Consider the following 24,365-nt stretch of genomic DNA (forward strand, 5'->3'; position numbering starts at 1 on the left):
CGACGCCGACGGTCGTCGCTCCGGCGCTCCCTCCTTCGTCGGTCGCTTGTCGCTCCTCGCTTTCGGCGTCGGCGCGGCCTTCGGCTCGGGGGGCGTCGGTCAGCCGAGCGCGGGGATGTCGTGGGTGGCGCAGTGGATCCCGCCGCCACCCGCCGCGATAGCGTCGATCTTGACCGGGACGATCTCCCGGCCCGGGAAGTACTGCTTGAGGATCTGCTGCGCCCGGTCGTCGGCCCGGGCGTCGCCGAACTTCGGCAGGTAGACGCCCTTCGAGCCGACGTAGAAGTTCATGTACGAGGAGACGAAGGCGTCGCCGCGCCCGGTGATCTTGTCCGGGTCGGGCTGCTGCAGCTCCACCACCTGCAGCTTCTTGCCCGTCGCGTCGACGGCGTCCTTGAACACGCCGCGGGCCTGGTCGGCCGAGCGGGACCAGACGTCCGCCGGGCTGCCGGGGAAGGCCTGGTCGAGCAGCACGACTCCGGGGGCGGCGAACCGGGCCAGGCAGTCGACGTGGGCGTCGGTGATGTCCTTGCCCTTGACGCCCGCGAGCCAGATCACCTTGGTCACGCCGAGGACCTTCTTCAGCTCCGCCTCGACCTGGTCGCGGCTCATCCCCGGGTTGCGGTTGTCGTTGACGACGGAGCTCTCGGTGACCAGCAGAGTGCCCTGGCCGTCCGTCTCGAAGGAGCCGCCCTCGGCGACCAGTCGGGTCTCGACCCGCTCCACGCCGTACTTGGCCAACACCGTCCGGGCGACCTTGGAGTCGTTGCCGCGCTGCTGCTTGCCGCCCCAGCCGTTGAAGTTGAAGTCGACGCCCTTGACCTTGCCGCCCTCCTCGACGAAGACCGGCAGGGTGTCCCGGGCCCACAGGTCGTCGACGGCGATCGGCACCACCTCGACGGCCGAGCCGCAGGCCTTCTGCGCGGCGTCCTTCTGCTCGGGGCGGGCCATCAGTACGACCGGCTCGCGCGCCGAAATCGCCTGGGCGAGGCCCGCGACGTCCCGGCGGACGTCCGGGAGCTGGTCGCCCCAGACCGTCTCGGAGGCGGGCCAGGACATCACCGTGCGCAGGTGCTTCTCCCACTCGGCGCCGAAGCGGCGGGCACCCGTGCCGCCCGGGGCGGTACCGCCGGGCTGGGGGGAGGCCGAGGCGGCGTCCCCGGCATCGAGGTCGTCCAGGTTGTTGCAGGCGGTCAGGCCGAGGGCGAGAACGCCCGCGCCGGCCAGGTTGCGCATCAGGGTACGGCGGGACATGGCGGTGGTCATACGGCTGCTCCGGCTGTGGTCGGGGTCGGCGGAAGGAGGGGCGGGACGGCTACGGCAGCGGCTCGTGCATGGTCGAGCAGTGGATGCCGCCGCCGCCGGTCATCAGTCGGTCGACGTCGAGCTGCACCACCTCCCGGCCGGGGAAGGCCGCGGCGAGGGTGTCCCGCGCGGCGGCGTCCTTGTAGGCGTCGCCGAACTGGGCGGTGACGACCCCGCCGTTGACGAGGTGGAAGTTGAGGTAGGAGTCCACGAACTTGGAGCTGCGGGAGCGGACGGTGTCCGGGCCGTGCACCACGATGACGTGCAGCCGGCGGCCCCGGGCGTCGGTCGCGGCGGACAGGATGGCGAACTGCTCGCGGGCGTCCCGCGCCCAGGCGTCGTTCCGGTCGGCGGGCGGCAGTTGCACCATCACCACGCCGGGCCGGATGAAGCGGGAGGTGACGTCGACGTGGTCGTCGGTGATGTCCTGGCCCTTGATCCCGGGCAGCCAGATCATCTTGTCCGCGCCGTAGGCCTCCAGGACGGCCTCCTCGATCTCGTCCCGGCTCATGCCGCGGTTGCGGTTCTTGTTGACCAGGCTGCTCTCGGTGGCCATCACGGTGCCGTCGCCGTCGGTCTCGATCGCGCCGCCCTCGCCGACGAAGTCCGCGTAGGAGTAGCGCAGGCCCCGGCGGGCGGCGAGGCGTTCGGCGACCCGGGCGTCGTCGTAGTGGACCTGCTTGTTGCCCCAGCCGTTGAAGTTGAGGACCACGGCCTCCAGGCCGCCGTAGCCGTCCCGGCGGAACACCGGTGCGGTGTCGCGCATCCACAGGTCGTCGGTGGGGATGGCGCTGATCACCTCCACCGCGGCGCCGCACCGCTCCCGGGCCTTGCCCGCGGTCCAGTCGTCGGGGGCGCACATGACCACCGGTTCGAACTGCGCGATGGTGCGGGCGATCAGGGCGATGTCCTCCTGGACGCCGCCCAGGCGCAGCCCCCAGACCCCCCGGCGGGAGGGCCAGGACATCCAGGTCCGCGCGTGTGGGACGTCGTCCGCCGGCACCCAGGGGCCCGACTCGGTGGAGTGGTCGTCGTGGTAGTAGCTCATGAGGGTCTCCAGATCGTGCGGCGGCGCCGGGAGGGCGCACGGGGCCGCCAGGTCCACTCTTCGCGCCGCAACGCACCGGCGCACCACGGGAACGGGCCGGCGGCAGCGCCCTGCCTGTGGTTCAGGCTCCGGGATCAGGCTGGCATTGACTGAAAAATCAGTCAAACTCATCGGCGTGCCATGACTCCCCTGCCGGGGAGCCTGTACGGAGCGTGACCGCTCGCCCGGGGCGGGGCCCGATCAGGAGTCGAGCCGGGCCACCTCGGCGTCGATCGCGTCGGCCATCAGCGTGCGGGCGTGCGCCAGCGGCAGGCTGCCGCTGAGCCAGCGCATGCTCAGCCCCTCCAGCAGGGCGGTCAGCCGTTCGGCGGCGCCGGCCAGCGCGACCGCCGAGGACATCGGCCGTACGACGCCGAGCAGTTCGGCGATCTCCTGCACCCAGATCCGGGTGGCCCGCGCGAGGTCCTCGCGCAGGGTCTCGTCGAACACCGCGCTCGCCCGCAGCTCGCCCCAGGCGGTGCTGTTCTCCCGTACCTCGACCGTGTCCTGGAGCTCCAGCAGCAGTGTCTGCTCCAGCTCCTCGCGCGCGGTCAGCGGCGGCGCGTCCGCCGGGCGGTCGGTCGTGTAGCGCTCCGCCCGGTCGTTGATGAACTCCAGCGTGTTCCGGAGGATCCCCGTGCGGTCCTTGAAGTGGTAGTAGATGAGCGCGGTGGACACACCCGCCTCCGCCGCGAGCTCCTCCACCCGCAGCCCGCGCACGCCGCGCCGGGCGATCACCCGGGCCGCTGCTTCCAAGATCGACGTTTTACGACTGGCCACGATCCACCACCTTACCCGGGCACCCCCGGCCAAGATCGGGCCGGTCGCCCGAAGGGCCGGCCGGCCCCGGCGGTACCGGTGGCCCGGCCGAGGGAGATCGAATCTGATCGACTGTCAAATACCGTGCGATGTCAGTGTTTTGCTGGGACCAATCCTGCCGGCTTCGCCGTGTGCGACCCCGCTGCCGACCGGCGCGTCCACCACGCCGAACCGTGGTGGACGGTGACCCCGCCGGGCCGGCGCCCGCGTCACCAGGCCTGGAAACTCCACGTCTCGGCGACCCCGGTCTCGGCGCCGCAGGTGCTGGAGGGCGCGGGCGGGTGCTGATCGCCCAAGGCTGCGCCCTCAAGGTCGCGGCCACCCCGCGCGTCACGGCCGAGCTGACCGCCACCCGGGCGCCCCGGGCGCAGTCCGGCGAGTTCCTCACCGCCTACCCCGCCGATGACGACCAACTCCGGATCATCGCCCAGGAGTTGCGCGAGGCGACGGCCGGCGTGCTGCTGGCCCTGCCGGCCCTGCTGGCCGCGACGACGCCCGTACCGCCCTCATGGGACCGGGCCCTGCCGCTCTCCTGAGGCGTCAGGAGAGCGGCAGGGCCCGGTCAGGAGAGCAGCGGTTCCGCTACACCGGTTCCGTCACAGCCGCTCGGGCACCGGGTTGCCCACGGCCTCGATGGCCCGGCGCACCGGCACCTTCACCAGCACCGCGAAGCCGATCACGAAGAACACCAGCAGCGAGATGATCGCCGAGCGGTAGCTGCCGGTGATCTCGTACGCGAGGCCGAAGACCAGCGGGCCCATCCAGCTGGTGCCGCGGTCGCTGACCTTGTACAGGCTGAAGTACTCGGCCTCGCGGCCCGCCGGGATCAGGTGCGAGAACAGCGAGCGGGAGAGCGCCTGGCTGCCGCCGAGCACCAGGCCGATCATGCAGGCCAGGGCGTAGAACCAGGCCGGCTGGTGGGCGGGCATGAAGTACCCGAGCGCCAGGGTGATCACCCAGCCGACCAGCGAGCCGAGGATGGTCTTCTTGGCGCCGTGGTGCTGGGCGATCCGGCCGAGCAGCAGCGCGCCGCCGATCGCCACGATCTGGACCAGCAGCACGGCGATGACCAGCGTGCCCTGCTCCATGCCGAGCTCCTCGCTGCCGTACAGCGAGGCCTGCGAGACGACGGTCTGGATGCCGTCGTTGTAGCAGAGGAAGGCGGCCAGGTAGAGCAGCGTCAGCGGGTGCTTGCGCATGCCCTTGAGGGTGCGGCCGAGTTCGCGCAGGCTGCCCGCGGCGGGCTGGTCGGCCGCGGCGCGGCTGGGCGCGACGCCGGCCCGGGAGGGCAGCCGCAGCAGCGGGACGACGGTGAACAGCGCCCACCACAGCCCGGCCGAGGTCAGGCAGATCCGCACGGCGGTGCCGGAGGACAGGCCCAGCGCGTCGCTGTTCTCGAACAGCGCCAGGTTGGCGATCAGCAGCAGCCCGCCGCCCGCGTAGCCGTAGGCCCAGCCCTTGGAGGAGACCTTGTCGCGCTCGTCGGGGGAGGCCAGGCCCGGCAGGTAGGCGTAGGAGAGCGCGACCGACACCGCGTACGAGATGTTGGCGACCACCAGCAGCGCGCCGCCGAGCAGGTAGTTGTCGCCGTCGAGGAAGAACATCCCCATCGTGGCGACGGCGCCGACGTACGCGAAGCCGCACATCAGCTCCTTGTGCCGCCCGGTGCGGTCGGCGACCGTGCCGGTCAGCAGCATCACCGCGACCGAGATCAGCACGGAGAAGGAGACCGTGTACGGGAAGAACGATCCTGCCCGGATCGACAGGCCGAGCGGGTGCACGTCGCCGGAGGCGTCGGCGGCCTTCTTGGCCACCTCGGTCAGGTACGGCCCGAGGAACACCGTCAGGACGCTGGCGGAGAAGGCGGCGTTGGCCCAGTCGTTGATGTACCAGCCGAACTGCATCCGGCGCAGGGCGCGGCCGTCGTCGGTGGCGCGCGGCGGGTCGTCCGCCACGTGGTCCTGCAGGTGGTCCGTGGTGCTCATCTGGCCCCTATCCCCGTGCTGGAGCCGGTGCTGCCGTCCGTCCAGCAGCCGCGCTCGCTGAGGACGTCCCGGAGGACGTCGATGCGATCGGCCATGATGCCATCCACACCGAGGTCCAGGAGAGAGCGGATCCGTGTGGGATCGTCCACAGTCCAGACGTGGACCTGCAGGCCGAGCCGGTGCGCGGCCCGGACGAAGGCCCGGTCGACCACCGGCACGCCCCGGTGCCGCTCCGGCACCTGCGCGCAGATCCCGACGTACGGCGCCGCCCCGCGCTCCGGCCGCGGCGACCTCGGCAGCACCAGCTCGCCCAGCGAGCGCAGCCGCAGCCGCGCCACCTCGCGCGGCCCGAGCGAGGTGGCCAGCCGGGGCCCGGCGGCGGCCCGGACGGCGGCCAGGCGGCTGTCGGAGAAGCCGCCGACGCAGACCCGGTCCCAGGCGTTCGTCCGGCGGATCGTCTCGACCAGCGGACCGACGGCCGGCGCCGCCTTGACGTCGATGTTGAACCGGGCCGCCGGGAACGCCCCGAGCAGGTCCTCCAGCAGCGGCACCGGCTCCGTCCCGCCGATCCGGGCCCGCCTGACGCTCTCCCAGGGCAGCTCGGCCACCGCCCCGCTGCGGTCGGTGACCCGGTCGAGCCGGGAGTCGTGGAAGGCCACCAGCACGCCGTCGGCGGTCGCGTGCACATCCGTTTCGAGGTAGCGGTACCCGAGTGCCACGGCGGCCTCGAACGCGGCGAGCGAGTTCTCGGGATGCCCGAGCTCACCACCCCGGTGCGCGAAGGCGAGCGGCCCCGGATGGTCGAGGAAGGGGTGCATGTGGTGCTCCGAGCGGCGGGGATCAGGTGGCCGCGCTGCCCGTTCCGCGGCCGTCCCGGATCGCGCGCGTTACAGTATTACGCACCTTGTCAAGCAGTAACGATCACTGCCCCGCCCTCCCCCCCGAGGGAGCGGGGGAGGGCGGGGCAGCGGTGCGGGGCACCCGGGGGTCAGGGACTCAGGGGCCGGGGCTCAGGGGTTGGTGATGAGCACGTCGTCCGGCCGGCCCAGCGAGCTGCCGTCGCGCAGGATCACCTCGTCGGTGAGCATCGGCACGGTGACCGGCGAGGGCGGCAGCGACGCCGGCTGGGGCGTGGGGATCGGCGCCGGCGGCAGGGTGATCTGGCTGCCGAACGCGGGCGGCTTGGGCATGGTGTTGCCGGTGCCCGAGAGGTCGACCAGGTCCGCGAGGCCGCCGTCGTCGTCCACCCGCCGCACGCCCAGCGGCGGCAGGCCGAGCAGTTGGAGGGCGGTCTTGGGCAGGCTGACGTGGGAGCACCAGCGCGAGTCGATGCCGGGACGGACCCGGCCGCCGAACATCAGCAGCGGCACCCGGGGCCCGAAGGCGAGCTGGACACCGTCGGAGGCGTACTCCACCTTGGGGGTGTCGACGTGGTCGTCGAAGCCTCCCCAGTCGTCCCAGGTCAGCATGAACACCGTCTCGTCCCAGGAGCCGGCCTGCACCACCGCGTCGACGGCCTGCCAGACCGCGTCCATGCCGAGCCTCACGTCCGCCTTGGGGTGCTCGTCGTACGGGCCGTCGTGCCACACCATCGACAGGGCCGGCAGCGAGCCGTTCCCCGCGTCGTCGAGGAACTGCTGCGAGGGCTTGGCCGAACGCACGATGTTCGCCGACCCCTTGAGCTGCTGGTAGAACTCCACCGGGTACCCGGTGGCGCCGGTGTAGGCCTTCCAGCTCAGGCCGTTCTCCTGGACGTGCCCGGGCAGCGAGGGCAGGTCCCACACCGGCTGGCTGTTGTGCGGAGGGTTGCGCAGCGTGGGGGACTGGCCGCCGGTGATGAGCAGGTGGTTGGGCGTGGAGTTGGTGCCGAAGCCCGAGCAGTGGTTCTCCAGGAACGCGCCGGCGGCCGCCAGCCAGGCGTAGAACGGCAGATCGGTGGCGGTGTCGAACTGCACGTGGGCGGCGGTGCCCTGCTGGGTGAGCCAGTGGTAGTAGGCGTGCCGGTCGTGCGGCGGGTCGGCCACCGGGGGGTTGGGCGAGACGGGCCAGCCGGTGGCGACGTTGGCGCCGTAGGGCGCCATCGAGAGGAAGTAGTTGTCGGTGGTGTGGTTCTCCTGAACCATGATCACCACATGCTTGATCAGGCCTGCCGGGGACGACGTGGACATGGGTACCTTTCCGGGCAACGGGCGTACGTGGACGATCTATTGACGCATGCTCAGCCGCCGCCGACCCGGCGCGCCGGGCCGTCACTCACCGCAACGGCCCAAGGTGCGCTCGCGTGGCGCGGGGTCGCCGCCCGGGAAACCCGATTTTGCGATCACCCGGTTCTCGCATATGGTGGTCACACCGACGCGGGGTGGAGCAGCTCGGTAGCTCGCTGGGCTCATAACCCAGAGGTCGCAGGTTCAAATCCTGTCCCCGCTACTACAGAGGCCGGGGTCGACGCGTGATCGCGTCGGCCCCGGCCTCGTTTCGCTCCGTGCGGCCGCCGTGAACCGCGGGGCGTCTGTCGTACGAGGCGCATCCGCCACCGGCATCTAGGCTGACCCCCGTGTGCCGGGTGGGCCGACCCGTTCGCCCCCCGATGGCCCCGGCGAGAGGTGGGCTGACGGCATGACGACGGCCGTGGTGGTCGGCAGCGGCCCCAACGGGCTTGCCGCCGCGATCCGCCTCGCTCAGGAGGGCGTCAGGGTACGGGTGCTGGAGGCGCGGGAGACGATCGGCGGCGGCGCCCGGTCCGGTGAGCGGACGTTGCCCGGGCTGATCCACGACGACTGCTCCGCCTTCCACCCCACCGGCGTCGCCTCGCCGTTCCTGCGGTCGCTGGGCCTGGAGGAGTACGGGCTGCGGTGGCTCTGGTCCCAGGCGGAGCTCGCCCACCCCCTGGACTCGGGAGCCGCCGGGGTGTTGTGGCGCGACGTGGACCGGACGGCCGAGCTCATGCCGCCGGCGGACGGCAGGACGTGGCGGCGCGTGTTCGGCCGGCTGTCGAGCCGCTTCGACCAACTCGCGGACGACGTCCTTCGTCCCGTCCCGCACGTGCCGGGTTCGCCGCTGGCCTTCGCCGAGTTCGGTGCCCAGGCCCTGCTGCCCGCCTCGTGGACGTCCAGGAGGTGGAGCGGCGAGCAGGCCCGGGCCCTGTTCGGCGGGGCGGCGGCCCACGCCTTCAGTTCGCTGCGCACGCCGTTCAGCAGCGCCATCGGCCTGATGCTGATCGCCGTCGGTCACGCCCACGGGTGGCCGGTGGCACAGGGCGGCTCACGGGCGATCACCACCGCGATGGCGCGGCTGCTGGAGCGGCTCGGCGGCACCGTCGAGACCGGAGTGGAGGTCCGCGAGCTCGACCAGCTCGACCGGCCCGACCTCGTCCTGCTGGACACCGGCCCGCGGGCCGCCGTCCGGATCCTGGGCGACCGCCTGCCGCGCCGGACCGCCCGCGCCTACCGGCGGTACCGGTACGGCCCCGCGGCCTTCAAGGTGGACCTGGCGGTCGAGGGCGGCATCCCGTGGGTCAACGAGCACTGCCGGTCCGCGGGCACCGTCCACCTCGGCGGGACGTTCGAGGAGGTCGCCGCCGCCGAGGAAGCGACCTTCCGCGGCAGGATGCCCCGCCGGCCCTTCGTGCTCCTCGGTCAGCAGTACCTGGCCGACCCGTCCCGCTCGGTCGGGGACCTCCACCCGGTCTACGCCTACGCCCATGTCCCGCACGGCTACCGGGGCGACGCGACCGAGCCGGTCCTCGACCAGATCGAGCGGTTCGCCCCCGGCTTCCGGACGCGCGTCCGCGCCCGGTCCGTCCGTACGGTGGCGCGGATGGGGTCGGACAACGCCAATCACGTCGGCGGCGACATCGTCGGGGGAGCCAACACGGTGCGCCAGCTCGTCCTGCGCCCCCGTCTTGCCGTGGACCCGTACGCGACCGGGGTGCCCGGCGTGTACCTGTGCTCCGCCGCCACCCCACCGGGTGCGGGGGTGCACGGGATGGCGGGTTTCCACGCGGCGGAGTCGGCCTTGAGGTGGCTGGCGAAGCGCTGACGGTGACCGGAGCGTTCCCGGATGGTCGGGCCGACCTCGAACCGTCGGAGTGGAGAGGGCAGGCGGACCTGAGTATGCTTCAAACTCGGTAGACGCAGCTAAAACCCATCTCGCCTCATCATAGCTCGGAGGGCTGGTAGGTTGTCAAATCCCGACGCGGAGACCCGGCATGAGCAGGAGTACGTGTCCATGCTCTACGGACGGCTCGACGAACTCAGGCGGCAGGTGTCCGAGCGGATGGCGGCGGTCCTCAAGGCCTCCGGCGGCACGGACCAGGCGAGGCTGGAGCGCAACGTCACCCACGCCACGTACTCCAGCCGCCTGGCCCAGCTCGAAGCCGCCGACCACGGGCTGTGCTTCGGCCGGCTGGACCTGCTCGACCACAGCCGCCGGTACATCGGGCGGGTCGGCCTGTTCGAGGACTCCGAGGACTCCGAGGAGTCCGAGCCGCTGCTCGTCGACTGGCGGGCGCCGGCCGCCCAGCCGTTCTACCTGGCCACCGCGGTGAACCCGGACGGCGTGCGGCTGCGCCGGCACATCAGGGAACAGGGCCGCGTCGTGGTCGACGTCCACGACGAACCGCTCGTGCTGGACGGGCTCGACACCGCGACCGCCAGGGCCGGCTCCGGCGGGCTGGCCAGCGAGACCGCCCTGCTCTCCGCGCTCAACGCCGGCCGCACGGGGCGGATGTCGGACATCGTCGAGACCATCCAGGCCGAGCAGGACCGCATCATCCGGGCCGAGCACGGCGGGGTGCTGGTCGTCCAGGGCGGCCCGGGCACCGGCAAGACGGCGGTGGCGCTGCACCGCGCGGCGTACCTGCTCTACACCCGCCGTCAGCAGCTCACCCAGCGGGTCGTGCTGGTGATCGGGCCGAACCCGACCTTCCTGCACTACATCGGCGACGTGCTGCCGGCCCTGGGCGAGACCAGCGTCCTGCTGGCGACCGTGGGTGACCTCTACCCGGGGGTCCGGGCCGACGCCCCGGAGTCGGCCGAGGTCGCCGAGGTCAAGGGGCGGCTGGTGATGGCCGAGGTCATCCGGGCGGCCGTCCGGGACCGCGAGCACGTGCCCGACGAGCCGATCGAGATCGACTACGAGGGGCAGACACTGACGCTGGACCCGGCGACCGTGACGCGGGTGCGCGACCGGGCCCGTGGCGCACTGCTCCAGCACAACGTGATCAGGCCGCTGGTGGTCCGGGAGATCACCTCGGCGCTGGCCGACCAGTACGCCGACATCATCGGAGCCGACCCCTTCGGCGGGCCGCGCCTGCTGGAGGACGAGGAGGTGGAGGACATCCGGCGGTCGATGCTGGAGGACTCCGCGGTGCGGGACGTGCTCGACCTGCTGTGGCCCCGACTGACCCCGCAGCAGCTGCTGGTGGACCTGTACTGCTCGCCGGAGCGACTGGAGTCGGCGGCTCCGGAGCTCGACCGGGAGGACCGGGCGTTGCTGCTGCGGGACGAGGACGAGGAGGACCCCTGGTCGGCGTCCGACGTCCCGCTGCTGGACGAGGCCGCCGAACTCCTCGGCGAGGACGACCGGGCGGAGCGCCTGCGGGAGGAGGCGGCCCGGCGGCAGCGGGTCGAGTACGCCCAGGGCGTCCTGGACGTCGCGGCGGGCTCGCGGTCCCTGGAGGCGGAGGAGGGCGAGGTGCTGACCGCCTCCGACCTGGTCGACGCCGAATGGCTGGCCGAGCGGAACGAGGTGGCCGACCGCCGTACCTCCGCCGAGCGGGCCGCGGCCGAGCGCACCTGGACCTTCGGTCACGTGATCGTGGACGAGGCCCAGGAACTGTCCGAGATGGCCTGGCGGTTGCTGATGCGACGCTGCCCGACCAAGTCGATGACCATCGTGGGTGACACGGCGCAGACCGGAGACCTGGCCGGCACCGGGTCGTGGGCGCGGGTCCTCGACCCCTACGTCGCCGGCCGGTGGCGGCTCGAACAGCTCACCCAGAACTACCGGGTGCCGGGCGAGATCATGGCCGTCGCGGCCGAAGTGCTGGCCGAACTCGACCCGGAGCCGGACGCACCCTCCTCCGTACGGGACTCGGGCGAGCAGCCCTGGCACCTGCGGGTCGAGCCGGGGCGGCTCGCCGAACGGCTGGCCGAGGTGGTCGCCAGGGAGGCGGCGGGGCTCGGCGAGCGGCGGCTGGCGGTCATCGTGCCGGACCGGCTGCTGCCGGACCTCGCGGAGGCGGTGGTGGCGGCCGTGCCGCGGGCGTCCGTGGGCGAGGACCCCGCGGCGCCGAGCCCGGTGACGGTCGTGGACGTCAAGCAGATCAAGGGCCTGGAGTTCGACTCGGTGCTGATCGCGGAGCCGGGCCTGATCGTCGACGGCTCGCCGCGCGGACTGAACGACCTGTACGTCGCGCTCACCCGCGCCACCCAGCGGCTGGGCGTCGTGCACAGCGGTGAGCTGCCCGCCGCGCTGTGGCGGCTCGCGCCCCTGGGCGGGTGATCACCGGTTCAGCGTTGCAAGACGCGTCGTAGCCAGCGGGTGCGGGCGGCGTGGGCGTCCCGGCTGAGGGTCGCGTCCGGGGCGAGGGTGTCGAAGCCGTGGCAGGCGCCGGGCCACACGTGCAGTTCGGCGTCGCCGCCGGCCTGCCAGATCGCGTTGGCGTAGGCGACCGCCTCGTCCCGGAAGGTCTCGGCCGACCCGGCCTCGACGTAGGCCGCGGGCAGCCGGGCCAGGTCGGTGGCGCGGGCCGGGGCGGCGTAGGGGGAGAGGTCGGCCGCGCCGTACCGCTCGCCGAGCAGGGCCTGCCAGGCGGTGGCGTTGGAGGCGCGGTCCCAGGTGTCGTGGCCGGCCATCTGACGACTGGAGAAGGTGTCGCCGCGGTCGTCGAGCATCGGGCTCAGCAGCAGCTGGCCGAGCGGCGCCGGACCGCCGCGGTCGCGGGTCAGCAGGGCCAGGGCCGCGGCGAGTCCGCCACCGGCGCTCTTGCCGCCGACGATCACGCGCCGCGCGTCCACGCCCAGCACGCCCGCGTGCTCGACCGCCCGGACGAGTCCGGCGTAACAGTCCTCCAGTGCCCCCGGGAAGCGGGTGCGCGGCGCCAGCCGGTACTCGACGGACACGACCGCCAGCCCCAGCGGCAGTGCCCACCCGCGCAGCAGCCGCGGCAGGACGGACCACGCGTTGCCCGTCACCATCCCGCCGCCGTGCAGGTAGTACAGCAACGGCAGCGCCCCGGGGACCCCGGCGGGCCGCGCGCTGACCAGCGTGACGTCGCCCTCGCCGTCGGCCCGGGGAACGCTCAGCTCCGCCACCTCGAACCGGCCGCCGTCGCGTAGCCGTTCGAGCGTCGGGCGGGGCCGGTGAGCGGAATCCCGCTCCTGCCACGCCGTCAGGCCCTCCGGGGTGAGCACCTCCCGCGCCCCCGCGCCGGCGGCCGCCACCGCCGCCCCCACCTGCGGGTCCAGCGCAGGCACCCGCCACGCCGCCGATCCACCCGTCATCCCGAAACCCCCTGTGCCCGCTGAACGCCCTGGCCCCGCCCCGGCCATAGCCTGCCAGTCCCGTCGACTCCTGCCCACCAGGCGAAGGCCACCGACGCGATCGCCGGTAACTGAAGCCGACCTCACCTCGGGGTGAGGCACGACGCAACGGCCGTCAGGCCTCGGATGAGATCCTGATGACGTCGTCGTCACCCGGTTGAGCGGAGGTGTGCCGTGGACGAGCGCGAGACGCGAGCCGACGGGCGCCCGCTGACCCCGAGGGGGAAGGCCAGCCGTGACAAGCCGGCCTCCGGCAGGCCCAGGAGCGCCTGTTCTTCGGCGACCCGGATGTCGCGGGCCAGGGCCAACTCCAGCCCGCCACCGAGCGCATGACCCTTGATGCCGGGAGCAGGCCGAGCGGCTCCGGCGCTACCTGCTCGACCGGAAGCTGCTCGCCGCGGACACGCCCCAGCTCGCGGTGCACGTCTCCTACGAGGCCGCCGACCGGATCTTCGGCCTCGCGTTCCAGCGGTCGCGGGCCGGCGACGAGGCCGTGATCGCCGAAGCGCGGCGCCTCATGACCGCGTACCTGGAGACGTACGCGCGCAAGCGCCGCCGCTAGCGGTCGGTTCACCACCGCCTGGCCGACGGAGTCGGCCGAGGTGGCGGTGCGACCGAGCAGTACGGCCCTCGGCGGACCTGGAACAGCTCCTGGACCAGGCCCTTCGCCAGCCGACGACCGGCTTCCACGCGCAGGACCCGCGCCCCCGCACCCCGACCGCGCCGCCGCGGCCTCGCCGCGCCGGTATCCGGGGGCGATCTACCATGAGATGCAAGGTTCTCTTGATCCCCGCACCTGCCCGCAATGAGACGGTAGGGAGGCCGGCATGGAGTTCGGGAACGGATCCGGGCGAGTGGACGGCTCACGCTATCTGCCGATTTCCGAGCACGGCCTGATCGGTGATCTCCGCACCGCCGCGCTCGTCGGGACCAACGGCACCATCGACTGGTACTGCTGCCCGCGCTTCGACGCACCGAGCGTGTTCGCGTCCATCCTCGACGCCGACCGGGGCGGGTCGTTCGAGCTGGCCGCCGACGTGCCCGCGCGTACGCGCCAGTTCTACTTCCCCGACACCAACGTGCTGATCACGAGGTTCTACGCCGCTGACGGGGTGGCGGAGATCCAGGACTTCATGCCGGTCGTCGACGAGTCGCGCGAGGCCTCCCGGCACCGGCTGATCCGGCGGGTGGTGTGCGTTCGGGGAGCCCTTCCGTTCGGAGCGCGGATAGCTCCCCGCTTCGGCTACGGCGCCGAACCGCACACCGCGCGCGTGCAGGCCCACGAGGCCGTCTTCGAGTGCCCGTCGATCTCACTGGCCCTGACCTCCACCGCGCCGCTCGAGTGCGACGGCACGGATGTGTGGTCGCACTTCAAGCTCCTCGAAGGCGAGTCCGTGGTGTTCGCCCTCGACCGGATCGGCGATGACGTCCGCCCGCGGGCCTGTCCGCACGCCGAGGCGGAGGAGCAGTTCGAGGCGACGGTCCGGTTCTGGCGCCAGTGGCTGGGCCGCTCCCGCTACCGCGGCCGGTGGCGGGAGATGGTGCACCGCTCGGCGCTGGTGCTGAAGCTGCTCACCTACGTGCCGACCGGTGCGATCGTGGCCGCGCCGACGACCAGCCTGCCCGAGCTGGTCGGTGGTGAGCGCAACTGGGACTACCGGTACGTGTGGGTCCGCGACGCCGCCTTCTGCGTCTACGCCATGCTGCGCCTGGGCTTCACCTCGGAGGCCGAGGCGTTCATGGGCTTCCTGTCCGAGCGGGGCATCATGCGGGGGACGGGCGCGACCGGCCCGCTGCAGATCATGTACGGCATCGACGGGCGCAGCGACCTGCCCGAGTCCGAGCTGCGCCACCTCGAGGGGCACCTGGGGTCCGCGCCGGTGCGGGTGGGAAACGCGGCCACCCGTCAGCTCCAGCTCGACATCTACGGCGCGCTGATCGACTCCGTCTACCTGTACGACAAGTGGGGGCAGCCCATCAGCAGCGGCCACTGGGACGAGGTCGGCGCCGTGGTGGACTGGCTCTGCGACCACTGGGACCAGCCCGACGAGGGCATCTGGGAGACCCGGGGCGGTCGGAGGAACTTCGTCTACTCGCGGCTGATGTGCTGGGTGGCGATCGAACGTGCCATCCGGATGGCCAACCGGCGCGGCCTGCCGGCCGATCTTCCGCGCTGGCGGCAGAGCCGGGACGCGATCTACCGGCAGATCATGCGGCAGGGCTGGTCGGCCGAGCGCGGGGCGTTCGCCCAGGGGCTGGGCGACGACGTACTCGACGCCTCCGTGCTGATGATGCCGATGGCCAAGTTCATCTCGCCCACCGACCCCAAGTGGCTCGCGACCCTGGAGGCGCTCACCGCGGACCTGGTCTCCGACTCGCTGGTCTACCGCTACGATCCGGAGGCCAGCCCGGACGGCCTGCGGGGCTCCGAGGGCACCTTCTCGATCTGCTCCTTCTGGTACGTCGAGGCGCTCACCCGCGCCGGGCGCCTGGAGGAGGCCCGGCTGGCCTTCGAGAAGATGCTCACCTACGGCAACCACCTCGGTCTCTACGCCGAGGAGATCGGCCGGACCGGAGAACAACTCGGCAACTTCCCCCAGGCGTTCACCCACCTGTCGCTGATCAGCGCCGCCTTCAACCTCGACCGCGCCCTCGGCTGAGCCCCACGGCCGACCCGGCCGCGCGCCGCGGACCACGTCGTCCCGGGCCGCCCGTGATCGTGCCACGGCGGGCCGTCGCGCGTGCCGACGAGCAGACTGGAAGGGCCGTCCCCTCCAGCCCTGCGACGATCCCGGGTGGTGAACCATGGCAGAGGCCACCGACGCGGCGCGGACCGTGCTCCTGACCGTGGACGACGATCCCGCCGTGTCGCGTGCCGTGGCCCGGGACCTCCGCCGCCGCTACGGGGACCGGTACCGGGTGGTGCGCGCCGAGTCCGGCGCGTCGGCGCTGGAGGCGCTGCGCGAGCTGAAGCTGCGGGGCGCGCCGGTCGCGGTCATCCTGGCCGACTACCGGATGCCGCAGATGAACGGCATCGAGTTCCTGGAGGAGGCGCTCGATCTGTACCCCGGGGCCCGGCGGGTCCTGCTCACCGCCTACGCCGACACCAACGCCGCCATCGACGCCATCAACGTCGTCGACCTCGACCACTACCTGCTCAAGCCGTGGGAGCCACCGGAGGAGAAGCTCTACCCGGTGGTGGACGACCTCCTGGAGTCGTGGCTGGTCACCGACGGTCGCACCGTGGACACCACCAAGGTCGTCGGCCACCGCTGGTCGGCCCGGTCCACGCAGATCCGGGAGTTCCTCGCCCGCAACCAGGTGCCGTACCGGTGGTACTCCAGCGAGGAACCGGAGGGCAGGCGGCTGCTGGCCGCCGCGGGGCAGGACGGGCGGCAGCTGCCGCTGGTGGTGACCCCGGGCGGCACCGCGCTCGTCGAGCCCACGGAACGGGACCTGGCCGCCCACGTCGGGCTGTCGACGACGCCCGCGGCCGACTTCTACGACCTGGTCATCGTCGGCGGCGGCCCCGCCGGCCTCGGCGCGGCCGTCTACGGAGCCTCGGAAGGGCTGCGCACCGTCCTCGTGGAACGCGAGGCGACCGGCGGCCAGGCCGGCCAGAGCTCCCGCATCGAGAACTACCTGGGCTTCCCCGACGGGGTCTCCGGCGCACAGCTCACCGAGCGGGCCCGCCGCCAGGCCACCAAGTTCGGGGCGGAGCTGCTCACGGCGTGCAAGGTCACCGGCCTGGAGGTGAACGGGGCCGCCCGCACGCTGCGCTTCGCCGACGGCTCCGCCGTCTCGGCCCAGGCCGTGATCCTCGCGACCGGCGTGTCGTACCGGCAGCTGGACGTGCCGGGGACGGCCGAGCTGACCGGACGCGGGGTCTACTACGGCTCGGCGCTGACCGAGGCGGCCGCCTGCCAGGGGCAGGACGTGTACATCGTCGGTGGGGCGAACTCCGCCGGCCAGGCCGCGATGTTCCTCTCCCGGACCGCCCGGCGGGTCACACTGCTGGTACGGGCTCCGCAGCTCGCCGCCTCCATGTCGTACTACCTGCTCCAGCGGGTCCAGGAGGCCCCCTCCATCACGGTGCGCACGGACACGGTCGTGGAGGCCGCGCACGGCAGGAACCACCTGGAAGGGCTGACCCTGCGCAACCGGGCGACCGGGCGGACCGAGACCGTCGACGCCCAGTGGATGTACGTCTTCATCGGCGCCGCCCCGCTGACCGACTGGCTGGAGGGCACCGTGCTCCGGGACTCGCACGGCTTCGTGCTGACCGGGCCCGACCTGAGCGCCGACGGGGGCCCGCCCGCCGGATGGGTGCTGGACCGGCCGCCCTACCACCTGGAGACCAGCGTGCCGGGGGTGTTCGCGGCCGGGGACGTGCGCGCGGAGTCCGCCAAGCGGGTCGCCTCGGCCGTCGGCGAGGGCGCCATGGCCGTCATGCTCGCACATCGCTATCTGGAGCAGTCATGACCACCGGCCCGGCCAGGTGCGGGGAGCAGGAGCTGCGGACGCTGTTCCTGTTCGAGAAGCTGGCCCCCGACCAGCTCGCCCGACTGTGCCGGGACGGCCGCGTGGAGTGGTTCGACCCGGGCCCGGTGTACCGGGAGGGCGATCCGGCCGAGAGCTTCTACTCGCTCTTCGAGGGCACCGTGGTGCTCTCGCGCCGCGTGGGCGGCCAGGAGGTGGACGTCAGCCGCACGTCCGTGCCCGGGGTGTACGCCGGGGCCTTCCAGGCCTACCTCGGCGACCAGGTGCCGCAGGTGTACAACAACTCGCTGCGGGTGACCGAACGGTCGAGGTTCTTCGTGCTGCCCGCGGAAGCCTTCGCGCGGATCATGCACGAATGGTTTCCGATGGCCGTCCACCTGCTGGAGGGCCTGTTCTTCGGGTTCAAGAACACCCAGGAGGCGATCGGCCAGCGGGAACGGCTGCTGGCCCTCGGCTCCGTGACCGCCGGACTGACGCACGAGCTCAACAACCCCGCTGCCGCCGCCATGCGCGCCACCTCCGCGCTGCGGGAGCGCATCGCCCGGGCGCGCCGCGAGTTCGGCGAGCTGGCCGCCGAGCCGAACCTGGGCGAGGACCTGGCCCACCTGAGCGAGCTCCAGGACATGACCGTCCGCCGGGCGGGGCAGGCCCCGCCCCTCAGCCCGCTGCAGGCCGCGGACCTCGAGGACGAGGTCGACGACTGGCTGGAGGAGCACGACGTCACCGACGGTCGGCAGCTCGCCCCGGTCCTCGTCCAGGCGAGCCTGGGCACCGACTGGTTGGACGACATCGCGGGCGCGGTCCCCGAACACCTGGTGGGCAGCGCACTGAACTGGCTGGGCTGCACGGTCGAGGCCGAACTGCTGCTGGGCGAGATCGAGGACGCCATCCACCGCGTCTCCGCGCTCGTCGGCGCGGCGAAGCAGTACACGCAGCTCGACCGGGCCCCGTACCAGAACGCGGACGTGCACGAGCTGCTGGACAGCACGCTGCTGCTGCTCGCCGGGAAGCTCGGCCCGGACATCACCGTCGTGCGCGACTACGACCGCACGTTGCCCGGCATCCCCGGCTACCCCGCTGAGCTGAACCAGGTCTGGACGAACCTGATCGACAACGCCGCCTGGGCCATGCACGGCGGCGGAGGCGGGGGCGGCACGCTGACGGTGCGCACCGCACGGGACGGGGACCGGGTGCTGGTCGAGTTCCGCGACACCGGCCCCGGCGTGCCCCCCGACGTCCGGAGCCGGGTGTTCGACCCGTTCTTCACCACCAAACCCGTCGGCGAAGGCACCGGACTGGGCCTGGACATCGCCTGGCGCATCGTCGTCAACCGGCACGGCGGGGACCTACGGCTCGAGTCCACCCCGGGCGACACCCGCTTCCAGGTCCGACTCCCGATCGACCCCGCACAGCCCGACACCCCGCAGGAGTCCCGATGAGCACCGAGAACCCGATCGACCCCACCGTGCCGCCGAGCGGCGTCGGGTGCGTCGAATGCGAGGCCGCGGCCGGCTGGTGGTTCCACCTGCGGCGCTGCGCGCGCTGCGGCCACATCGGCTGCTGCGACGACTCTCCGGCCAAGCACGCCACGGCGCACGCCGAGGCGACCGGCCACCCGGTGATCCGCAGCTTCGAGCCGGGCGAGAGCTGGTTCTGGAACTACGACACCTCGGAGCTCTACGAATCGGGGCCCGAGCTGGCCGCGCCCGACAGCCATCCCCTGGACCAACCCGTCCCCGGGCCCGCCGGCCGGGTGCCGGCCGACTGGCAGGAGCGCATCGGCTAGCTAGGCCGGCTGACGGGCCTCGGTGATGAGGGTGTAGAGCTCCACGATGACCCCGTCCCTGCAGTGGGCGATGTCCATGCCGGTCACGACCGGCGGTTGGCCGGCGGGGCCGAACCGGAAGCCGAGGTGGCCGAGGTCGTCCAGGACCGACGTCGGGCCGGCCGGTCGGTAGACCCAGCCCGGGTTTTCGGCCAGCAACTCCGCGGCACGGCTTTCGAGGGCCTCGCGGCCGTGGACGACTCGGTCGGGCTCGTGCCACACCACGTCCTCGGCGTAGATCTCGGCGACGGCCGAAGCCCGGCGGTCGGGGTCGCGTTCGTCGAAGACGTCGAGAAGGTTGCGGCGCATGAGGTCGGCGACGCTGCTGGTCACTGGTTTCTCCCATCGGGAGGACTTGAGCCTTCAACTCGAAGGCTGGGCGATTCGACTTGAAGGCTCAAGTCAATCAGTGTGCGGCAGGTCGGCGCCGCCGCTCGGGGCGGTCAGCGCGCGGGAGAGTCGATGCGCTGCAGGATGCGTTCGGCGTCCTGGCCGAGCCGGCGCAGGCGCTCGCCGGAGAGGTTGTCCACGACGAGGTGGCGGACGTGGGCCACGTGGCCCGGGGCCGCCGACTCCAGCATGCTCACCCCGGCGGGCAGGAGGATGGCGTTGGTGAAGCGTCCGTCGCCCGGATCCGGCTCCCGCCGGACGTAGCCGCGACTTTCCAGTCGCTTCACCATGTGCGACAGGCGGGAGAGCGAGGTGCTGGTGTGCTCGGCCAGCGTGCTCATGCGCAGGGTCCTCTCGGGGGCCTCCGAGAGGACGGCAAGGGTCATGTACTCGACCATGCTCAGCTCCGCGTCGCGCTGGAGCTGAGCGTCGATCGCCCAGGGGAGCCTGGTGACGAGACGGACCACCGACATCCAGGAGGCGAGTTCGCCCGACGTGAGCCACAGGTCCGCGTGCTCGTCCTTCTCCGCCCGCGGCGCCTGGTCGTGGGTCGTCATTTTTCGAGCGTATCAGTCCCATCCTGCGGGTGAAACGGTCAGGAAGGCGTCTTCCTTCCGGGGCAGAACCACTTGAACATTCCTTCGCCGGCGCGGGTGCCCGTAGCCGCGAAGCAGTGCGCGCAGGATGTCCGTCAGGCGGGGGGGGCGACGTCGACGACGGCATGGGCGAGGTCCGGGTCCGACTCGTAGAAGCGGCGCAGCTCCGTTCCCGGGGCGGCCATCTGCCACAGCGCCCCGGCCATCGCCGTGGCCGTGACGACGCCGTCGCGGGCGGTCGGGCCTGATGTGAGACAGGCCGGAATTGGTGTGAGACTGGGCACGAAAGGGGTGATCCCCGTGTCGGACCCGCCGCACGTGTCCGCCGGTTCCGACACTGCCGTCGACGAGCACCGGCTGGAAGAGCTGATCATCGAGGCACAGACGGCCCTGCCGTTCGAACTGGTCGGCCTGGCGAACCGGTGCGCCGCGGCCCTCGGCCTGGACGCCGCGCTGATCTACCTCATCGACCTGCAACAGCGGCTGCTCGTCCCACTCGACGAGGCCTTGGAGCCGCTGCCGGTGGACCGCTCGCCGGCCGGCTGGGCGTACCGCAGGGTCTCCCCGCAGGTGGCAGCCGACAACGGCGGCGTGATCGTCTGGATGCCGCTGGTCGACGGTGCGGAGCGGCTGGGCGTGCTGGCGGTGCGGACCGCCGCGCTCAACGGGGCGCGGATGCGCCGCAGCCGGATGCTGGCCCATCTGTTCGCCATGCTGATCACCTCCAAGCGCACCTACAGCGACTGGCTCGCCTCCCTCGCCCGCACCTCGACGATGGGGTTGCCCGCCGAGATGCTGCGGGCCTTCCTGCCGCCCCACACCGTCGGCAGCAGCAGGTGCGTCTCGACCGCGGTCCTGGAACCGGCGTACGACGTCGCCGGCGACGCCTTCGAGCATTCGGTGATCAAGAACGTGCTGCACACCATGATCCTCGACTCCATGGGCCACGATCTGACCGCCGGCCTGACCACGTCGGTCGCCATGGCCGCGGCGCGCAACGCCCGCCGCGCCGGCGGCGCCCTGGCCGGCATCGTCGGCTCCGTCGACCAGGCGCTCGCCCACTGGCTGCCCGACCACTTCTGCACCGGCGTGCTGTGCCGGCTCGACGCGGAGACCGGGGTGCTGCACTGGGTCAACTGCGGTCACCCGCCGCCGCTGCTGATCCGTGCCGAGCGGGTGCTCCACGGAGCGCTGGACAGCCCCCCGCAGCCCCCGATCGGCCTGGTCGGCCAACTCGCCCCGGCAGCCCGGCAGGTCCACGAGACGACCCTGGAACCGGGCGACCGTGTCCTGCTCTACACCGACGGCGTCGTGGAGGCACGCGACACGGAGGGCGCGGAGTTCGGCCTCGACCAGTTCACCGACTTCATCATCCGTTCCTCCGCCGCCGGCCAGCGCCCGGCCGAGGTGCTGCGGCTGCTCATCCACGCCCTCCTCGACCACCAGCGCAACCAACTGCGGGACGACGCGACCATCCTGCTCTTCGAATGGCACCCGCACGACCGGTGACGCGGTGTTGCGGCGCATGCCTCGCCGCTGAGGGACGGTAAGGCGCCCCCAGGGCCGATCACCGTGCGTGGCACGGCCGTCGACGCGGCGGGCCACGGGTCAGGGGACGATCCTCACCGACTCGTCCCGTGGGTGGTGGAGCCGGTGGAGGCCGGCGTAGGCGGGGCTGCCGGCGAGGAGTTCCTCGTGGGTGCCGTGGGCGGCGACCCTGCCCTGTTCGAGCAGGACGATCTGGTCCGCGTCGCGGACCGTGAGCAGGTTGTGCGAGATGATGATCGTCGTGCGCCCGGCCATCAGCAGGCGCAGCGGGCCCATGATCCGCTGGGCCGACTCGGCGTCCAGGCCGGTGGTGGGTTCGTCCAGGACGAGGACGGGCGCGTCCCGGACCATCGCACGGGCGATGGCCAGACGCTGGCGCTGGCCGCCGGAGAGGAGTCGTCCGCGCTGGCCGACCACGGTGTCGTAGCCGTCGGGCAGCCGGCTGACGAACCCGTGGACGTCCGCCGCCCTGGCGGCCGCCAGGATCTCGGCCTCGGTCGCGTCCGGGCGCCCGTACGCGATGTTCTCCCGGACGGTGCCGTGGAAGACCAGGGTCTCCTGCAGGACCACGGCGACGTTCTCGCGCAGCTCGGTGAGCGACAGCTCGCGCAGAGCGACACCGTCCAGCCGGACCGTGCCGGCGGTCGGGTCGTAGAAGCGGAGCAGCAGCTTGGCGACGGTGGACTTCCCCGCACCGCTGGCACCGACCAGGGCCAGCGTCTTCCCCGGAGCCGCCCTGAAGGACACCCCGGACAGTGCGGGCGCCGCCGTCTCCGGGTAGCTGAAGGTCACGTCGTCGAACTCGATCCCGCCCTGGGCCCGGCCGATCGCCCGCGGGGCCGGCGGGTCGACGACCTGCGGGCGCTGGTCGAGCAGTTCGATGATCCGCTCGGCGGCGGCGGAGGCGCTGTAGAAGGTGTTGCCGAGCCCGGACATGCCCCGGATCGGGCTGTAGAGCCGGCTCAGCAGCGCGAGGAAGACCATCAGGCCGCCGAGGGTGAGCCGGCCGCGGACCAGTTCCCACGTCCCGAGGCCCATCACCGCCAGGCCGCCGAGCAGCTCGATGAACTCGACCGTCGGTGCGTAGAGCGCTCCGATCCGGGTCGAGGCCATCGCGGCGTGGTACCGGCCGATGCTCTCGCGCTGGAACCTGGCGTGCTCCCAGTCCTGGCGGTTGTACGCCTGGACGAGCGCGATGTTGCCGAGCGCCTCCTCGGTGACCGCGCTGATCGAGCCGCCGCGCCGACGGCGTTCGCGCGAGGCCGCCCGGATCAGCTTGGCGAAGCGGCGGGCGGTGAGGACGAACAGCGGTGCGGCGACCAGCGCGGTCAGCGTCAGGTCCCACCGCAGGGCCAGCAGGAGGCCGACGTAGATGCCCAGCCGCGCCACCTCGCCGATCGCGCTGACGATCCCGGAGAGCAGGAAGGTCTCGACCGCGTCGACATCGCCGGTCACCCGGGACAGTACGTCGCCGAGCTGCCGTCGCTCGAAGAAGCCCAGTGACAGGCCCTGGATGTGCCGGAACACGTCCGATCGCAGGATGATCAGGAAGCGCTCGCTGACCCAGGTGGAGGTCACCCGGCCGGCGAAGCCCAGCACTCCGGAGAGCAGGGCCAGCCCGGCGTAGGCGAGGGCGATCGGCAGGAACAGGCTCAGCCTGTGCGGGATGAGCATGTCGTCGATCACGATCTTGAACAGCCAGATCTCCGCCGCCTCGATCGCCGGGCCCACCGAGACCAGGACGAGCAGCACCACCAGCCAGCGGCGGCCGCCCTTGGTGTAGGGCCAGAAGCGCCGGAAGACCTCCCGGAGCGGGACCGGCGGTGCTGCGGCGACCAGGGCGTCGGAGCTCTCGACGACGAGCAGCCCTCGCAGGGCCTCGCGGAGAGTCCGTTTCCGCGTCATCTCACGGTCTTCCCGCTAGTCGCCCGGCACCGGTCAGCTCGACGAACCCCGCCACCGAGCCTGGAACCCGCCGGGTGGCGCGAACCGGACGGACCGGGCGGGCGGACGGCAGGCCGGGCACGAAACATGCCCGGCCTGCTGTCGCAACGGATTGGAAGCCTGCAGTTACTGCGGCTGTCAGCGCCAGCCGCCGCCGCCGTAGCCGCCGCCGTAACCGCCGCCACCGCCGTGGCGGCCGAAGTCGCGGTCGAAGTCGCGGTCGAAGTCGCGGTCGAAGTCGCGGTCGAAGTCGCCGCGTCCGAAGTCGCGGTAACCGTAGCCGCCGCCGTAGCCGCCGCCGCCGTAGCCGCCGCCGCCACCACCACCACTACGGAACCTGCCGAGGTCACAGAGGTTTGCGAGGAATCCCATGATCAAACCTTCCTACGATTCCCCCTCAAACCATCGTTATCCGGGCCCATGGCATCGGCAAGCAGAATCCGGGAAAAAGATGAAGAGTTAAAATTTTGGTAGAGTACCACAATTGATCGAGCAAGCTAGTAGTATCGTCGGCAAAATAAAGCCAAATCTTGCTTGAGCTCAAGTCGACAGCGCTGTTGTGGCTGGGTTGCCTGCGTCGCGTCAAGTCTGGAACCGCGAGAGGGCCCGTGCCACGCGGGTTGCGCGGGCGCGGGCCCTGTCGGGGTCATCCTGGTGGTCCCTGTCCGGCCCAGGGTGAGGGGGGTCAAGGTCTCGGGTGTGTTGCCGGGGGGTTCGGCGGGCCGAGGGGGGGTTGGTTTAGTACCAGTGGTGGGTCTGCCAGAAGGCCCAGGCGGCGTTGGGGCTGCCGTAGCGGGTGTTCATGTAGTCCAGGGCCCACTT

General features: G+C 72.2%; 19 protein-coding genes, 1 tRNA gene and 4 pseudogenes. 10 read left to right on the top strand and 14 right to left on the bottom strand.

Features of this window, described 5'->3' with window-relative positions; translation table 11 throughout:
* Positions 1-99: 99 nt before the first annotated feature.
* From ACFVWU_RS37305 to ACFVWU_RS37315, 3 genes are all read right to left on the bottom strand, one after another.
* Entirely contained in the window at positions 100-1,254 is a 1,155-nt protein-coding gene (locus ACFVWU_RS37305; protein WP_387629326.1) for an agmatine deiminase family protein, read from the bottom strand.
* Positions 1,255-1,315: 61 nt separating this feature from the next.
* Positions 1,316-2,353, bottom strand: a complete 1,038-nt coding sequence (locus tag ACFVWU_RS37310) for an agmatine/peptidylarginine deiminase (protein ID WP_387629328.1) — start codon at positions 2,351-2,353, stop codon at positions 1,316-1,318.
* Between the two features lie 240 nt (positions 2,354-2,593).
* Positions 2,594-3,172: a TetR/AcrR family transcriptional regulator gene (locus ACFVWU_RS37315; RefSeq protein WP_387629330.1), complete on the bottom strand. Its 579-nt coding sequence runs from the start codon at positions 3,170-3,172 to the stop codon at positions 2,594-2,596.
* Between the two features lie 320 nt (positions 3,173-3,492).
* Between ACFVWU_RS37315 and ACFVWU_RS37320 the strand changes: the two genes are divergently transcribed.
* A complete protein-coding gene (locus tag ACFVWU_RS37320; protein ID WP_387629333.1) occupies positions 3,493-3,747 on the top strand; it encodes a hypothetical protein in 255 nt (84 codons plus the stop codon).
* A 60-nt stretch (positions 3,748-3,807) separates the two neighbouring features.
* On the opposite strand, the gene ACFVWU_RS37325 is transcribed toward ACFVWU_RS37320, so the two are convergent.
* From ACFVWU_RS37325 to ACFVWU_RS37335, 3 genes are all read right to left on the bottom strand, one after another.
* Positions 3,808-5,196 carry an MFS transporter gene (locus tag ACFVWU_RS37325; protein WP_387629336.1) on the bottom strand — a complete coding sequence of 463 codons (1,389 nt, stop codon included), beginning with the start codon at positions 5,194-5,196 and terminating at the stop codon, positions 3,808-3,810.
* The gene (locus tag ACFVWU_RS37330) at positions 5,193-6,014 is read right to left on the bottom strand and encodes a glycerophosphodiester phosphodiesterase (RefSeq protein ID WP_387629339.1); all 822 of its coding nucleotides are present in this window, start codon (positions 6,012-6,014) and stop codon (positions 5,193-5,195) included. The genes ACFVWU_RS37325 and ACFVWU_RS37330 overlap by 4 nt, the downstream gene beginning before the upstream one ends.
* Positions 6,015-6,206: 192 nt before the next feature.
* Positions 6,207-7,364: an alkaline phosphatase family protein gene (locus ACFVWU_RS37335; protein WP_387629343.1), complete on the bottom strand. Its 1,158-nt coding sequence runs from the start codon at positions 7,362-7,364 to the stop codon at positions 6,207-6,209.
* Positions 7,365-7,549: 185 nt separating this feature from the next.
* Between ACFVWU_RS37335 and ACFVWU_RS37340 the strand changes: the two genes are divergently transcribed.
* The 3 genes from ACFVWU_RS37340 (at position 7,550) to ACFVWU_RS37350 (ending at position 11,700) form a co-directional block, all read left to right on the top strand.
* Positions 7,550-7,623: transfer RNA gene (locus tag ACFVWU_RS37340), tRNA-Met, on the top strand.
* Positions 7,624-7,812: 189 nt separating this feature from the next.
* A complete protein-coding gene (locus tag ACFVWU_RS37345; protein ID WP_387629345.1) occupies positions 7,813-9,234 on the top strand; it encodes a phytoene desaturase family protein in 1,422 nt (473 codons plus the stop codon).
* A 189-nt stretch (positions 9,235-9,423) separates the two neighbouring features.
* Positions 9,424-11,700, top strand: coding sequence for a HelD family protein (locus ACFVWU_RS37350; RefSeq protein ID WP_387629347.1), 2,277 nt, complete (start codon positions 9,424-9,426; stop codon positions 11,698-11,700).
* 8 nt (positions 11,701-11,708) lie between these two features.
* Here ACFVWU_RS37350 and ACFVWU_RS37355 read toward each other — a convergent pair whose 3' ends face one another.
* Positions 11,709-12,701 carry an alpha/beta hydrolase gene (locus ACFVWU_RS37355; protein ID WP_387629350.1) on the bottom strand — a complete coding sequence of 331 codons (993 nt, stop codon included), beginning with the start codon at positions 12,699-12,701 and terminating at the stop codon, positions 11,709-11,711.
* A gap of 278 nt (positions 12,702-12,979) precedes the next feature.
* Positions 12,980-13,081, bottom strand: a pseudogene (locus ACFVWU_RS37360) (enoyl-CoA hydratase-related protein); the annotation flags it as partial.
* A 14-nt stretch (positions 13,082-13,095) separates the two neighbouring features.
* Between ACFVWU_RS37360 and ACFVWU_RS37365 the strand changes: the two are divergent.
* From ACFVWU_RS37365 to ACFVWU_RS37385, 5 genes and pseudogenes are all read left to right on the top strand, one after another.
* Positions 13,096-13,302: pseudogene (locus ACFVWU_RS37365) on the top strand (TetR/AcrR family transcriptional regulator); the annotation flags it as partial.
* A gap of 265 nt (positions 13,303-13,567) precedes the next feature.
* On the top strand, positions 13,568-15,400 hold the full coding sequence (locus tag ACFVWU_RS37370) for a glycoside hydrolase family 15 protein (protein WP_387629352.1): 1,833 nt from the start codon (positions 13,568-13,570) through the stop codon (positions 15,398-15,400).
* Positions 15,401-15,545: 145 nt separating this feature from the next.
* Positions 15,546-17,222: an FAD-dependent oxidoreductase gene (locus ACFVWU_RS37375; RefSeq protein ID WP_387629354.1), complete on the top strand. Its 1,677-nt coding sequence runs from the start codon at positions 15,546-15,548 to the stop codon at positions 17,220-17,222.
* On the top strand, positions 17,219-18,679 hold the full coding sequence (locus ACFVWU_RS37380) for an ATP-binding protein (RefSeq protein ID WP_387629356.1): 1,461 nt from the start codon (positions 17,219-17,221) through the stop codon (positions 18,677-18,679). Before ACFVWU_RS37375 ends, ACFVWU_RS37380 begins: the two co-directional genes overlap by 4 nt.
* Positions 18,676-19,026, top strand: a complete 351-nt coding sequence (locus tag ACFVWU_RS37385) for a UBP-type zinc finger domain-containing protein (RefSeq protein ID WP_387629359.1) — start codon at positions 18,676-18,678, stop codon at positions 19,024-19,026. Before ACFVWU_RS37380 ends, ACFVWU_RS37385 begins: the two co-directional genes overlap by 4 nt.
* Here ACFVWU_RS37385 and ACFVWU_RS37390 read toward each other — a convergent pair whose 3' ends face one another.
* From ACFVWU_RS37390 to ACFVWU_RS37400, 3 genes and pseudogenes are all read right to left on the bottom strand, one after another.
* Complete coding sequence (locus ACFVWU_RS37390) at positions 19,027-19,398, bottom strand: nuclear transport factor 2 family protein (RefSeq protein WP_387629362.1); 372 nt, start codon at positions 19,396-19,398, stop codon at positions 19,027-19,029.
* 110 nt (positions 19,399-19,508) lie between these two features.
* A complete protein-coding gene (locus ACFVWU_RS37395) occupies positions 19,509-20,012 on the bottom strand; it encodes a MarR family winged helix-turn-helix transcriptional regulator (protein WP_387629363.1) in 504 nt (167 codons plus the stop codon).
* Between the two features lie 12 nt (positions 20,013-20,024).
* Positions 20,025-20,281 (bottom strand): annotated as a pseudogene (locus tag ACFVWU_RS37400) (hypothetical protein); the annotation flags it as partial.
* A gap of 61 nt (positions 20,282-20,342) precedes the next feature.
* Here ACFVWU_RS37400 and ACFVWU_RS37405 point away from each other — a divergent pair.
* Positions 20,343-21,560, top strand: a complete 1,218-nt coding sequence (locus ACFVWU_RS37405; RefSeq protein ID WP_387629366.1) for a PP2C family protein-serine/threonine phosphatase — start codon at positions 20,343-20,345, stop codon at positions 21,558-21,560.
* 99 nt (positions 21,561-21,659) lie between these two features.
* Here the strand turns inward: ACFVWU_RS37405 and ACFVWU_RS37410 are convergent, their stop codons facing one another.
* From ACFVWU_RS37410 to ACFVWU_RS37420, 3 genes and pseudogenes are all read right to left on the bottom strand, one after another.
* Positions 21,660-23,504 carry an ABC transporter ATP-binding protein gene (locus ACFVWU_RS37410; protein WP_387629369.1) on the bottom strand — a complete coding sequence of 615 codons (1,845 nt, stop codon included), beginning with the start codon at positions 23,502-23,504 and terminating at the stop codon, positions 21,660-21,662.
* Positions 23,505-23,681: 177 nt separating this feature from the next.
* Complete coding sequence (locus tag ACFVWU_RS37415; RefSeq protein WP_387629371.1) at positions 23,682-23,915, bottom strand: hypothetical protein; 234 nt, start codon at positions 23,913-23,915, stop codon at positions 23,682-23,684.
* Positions 23,916-24,281: 366 nt separating this feature from the next.
* A pseudogene (locus tag ACFVWU_RS37420) lies at positions 24,282-24,365 on the bottom strand (lytic transglycosylase domain-containing protein); the annotation flags it as partial.

It is taken from the genome of Kitasatospora sp. NPDC058190 (assembly GCF_042883685.1).
Classification (GTDB): domain Bacteria; phylum Actinomycetota; class Actinomycetes; order Streptomycetales; family Streptomycetaceae; genus Kitasatospora.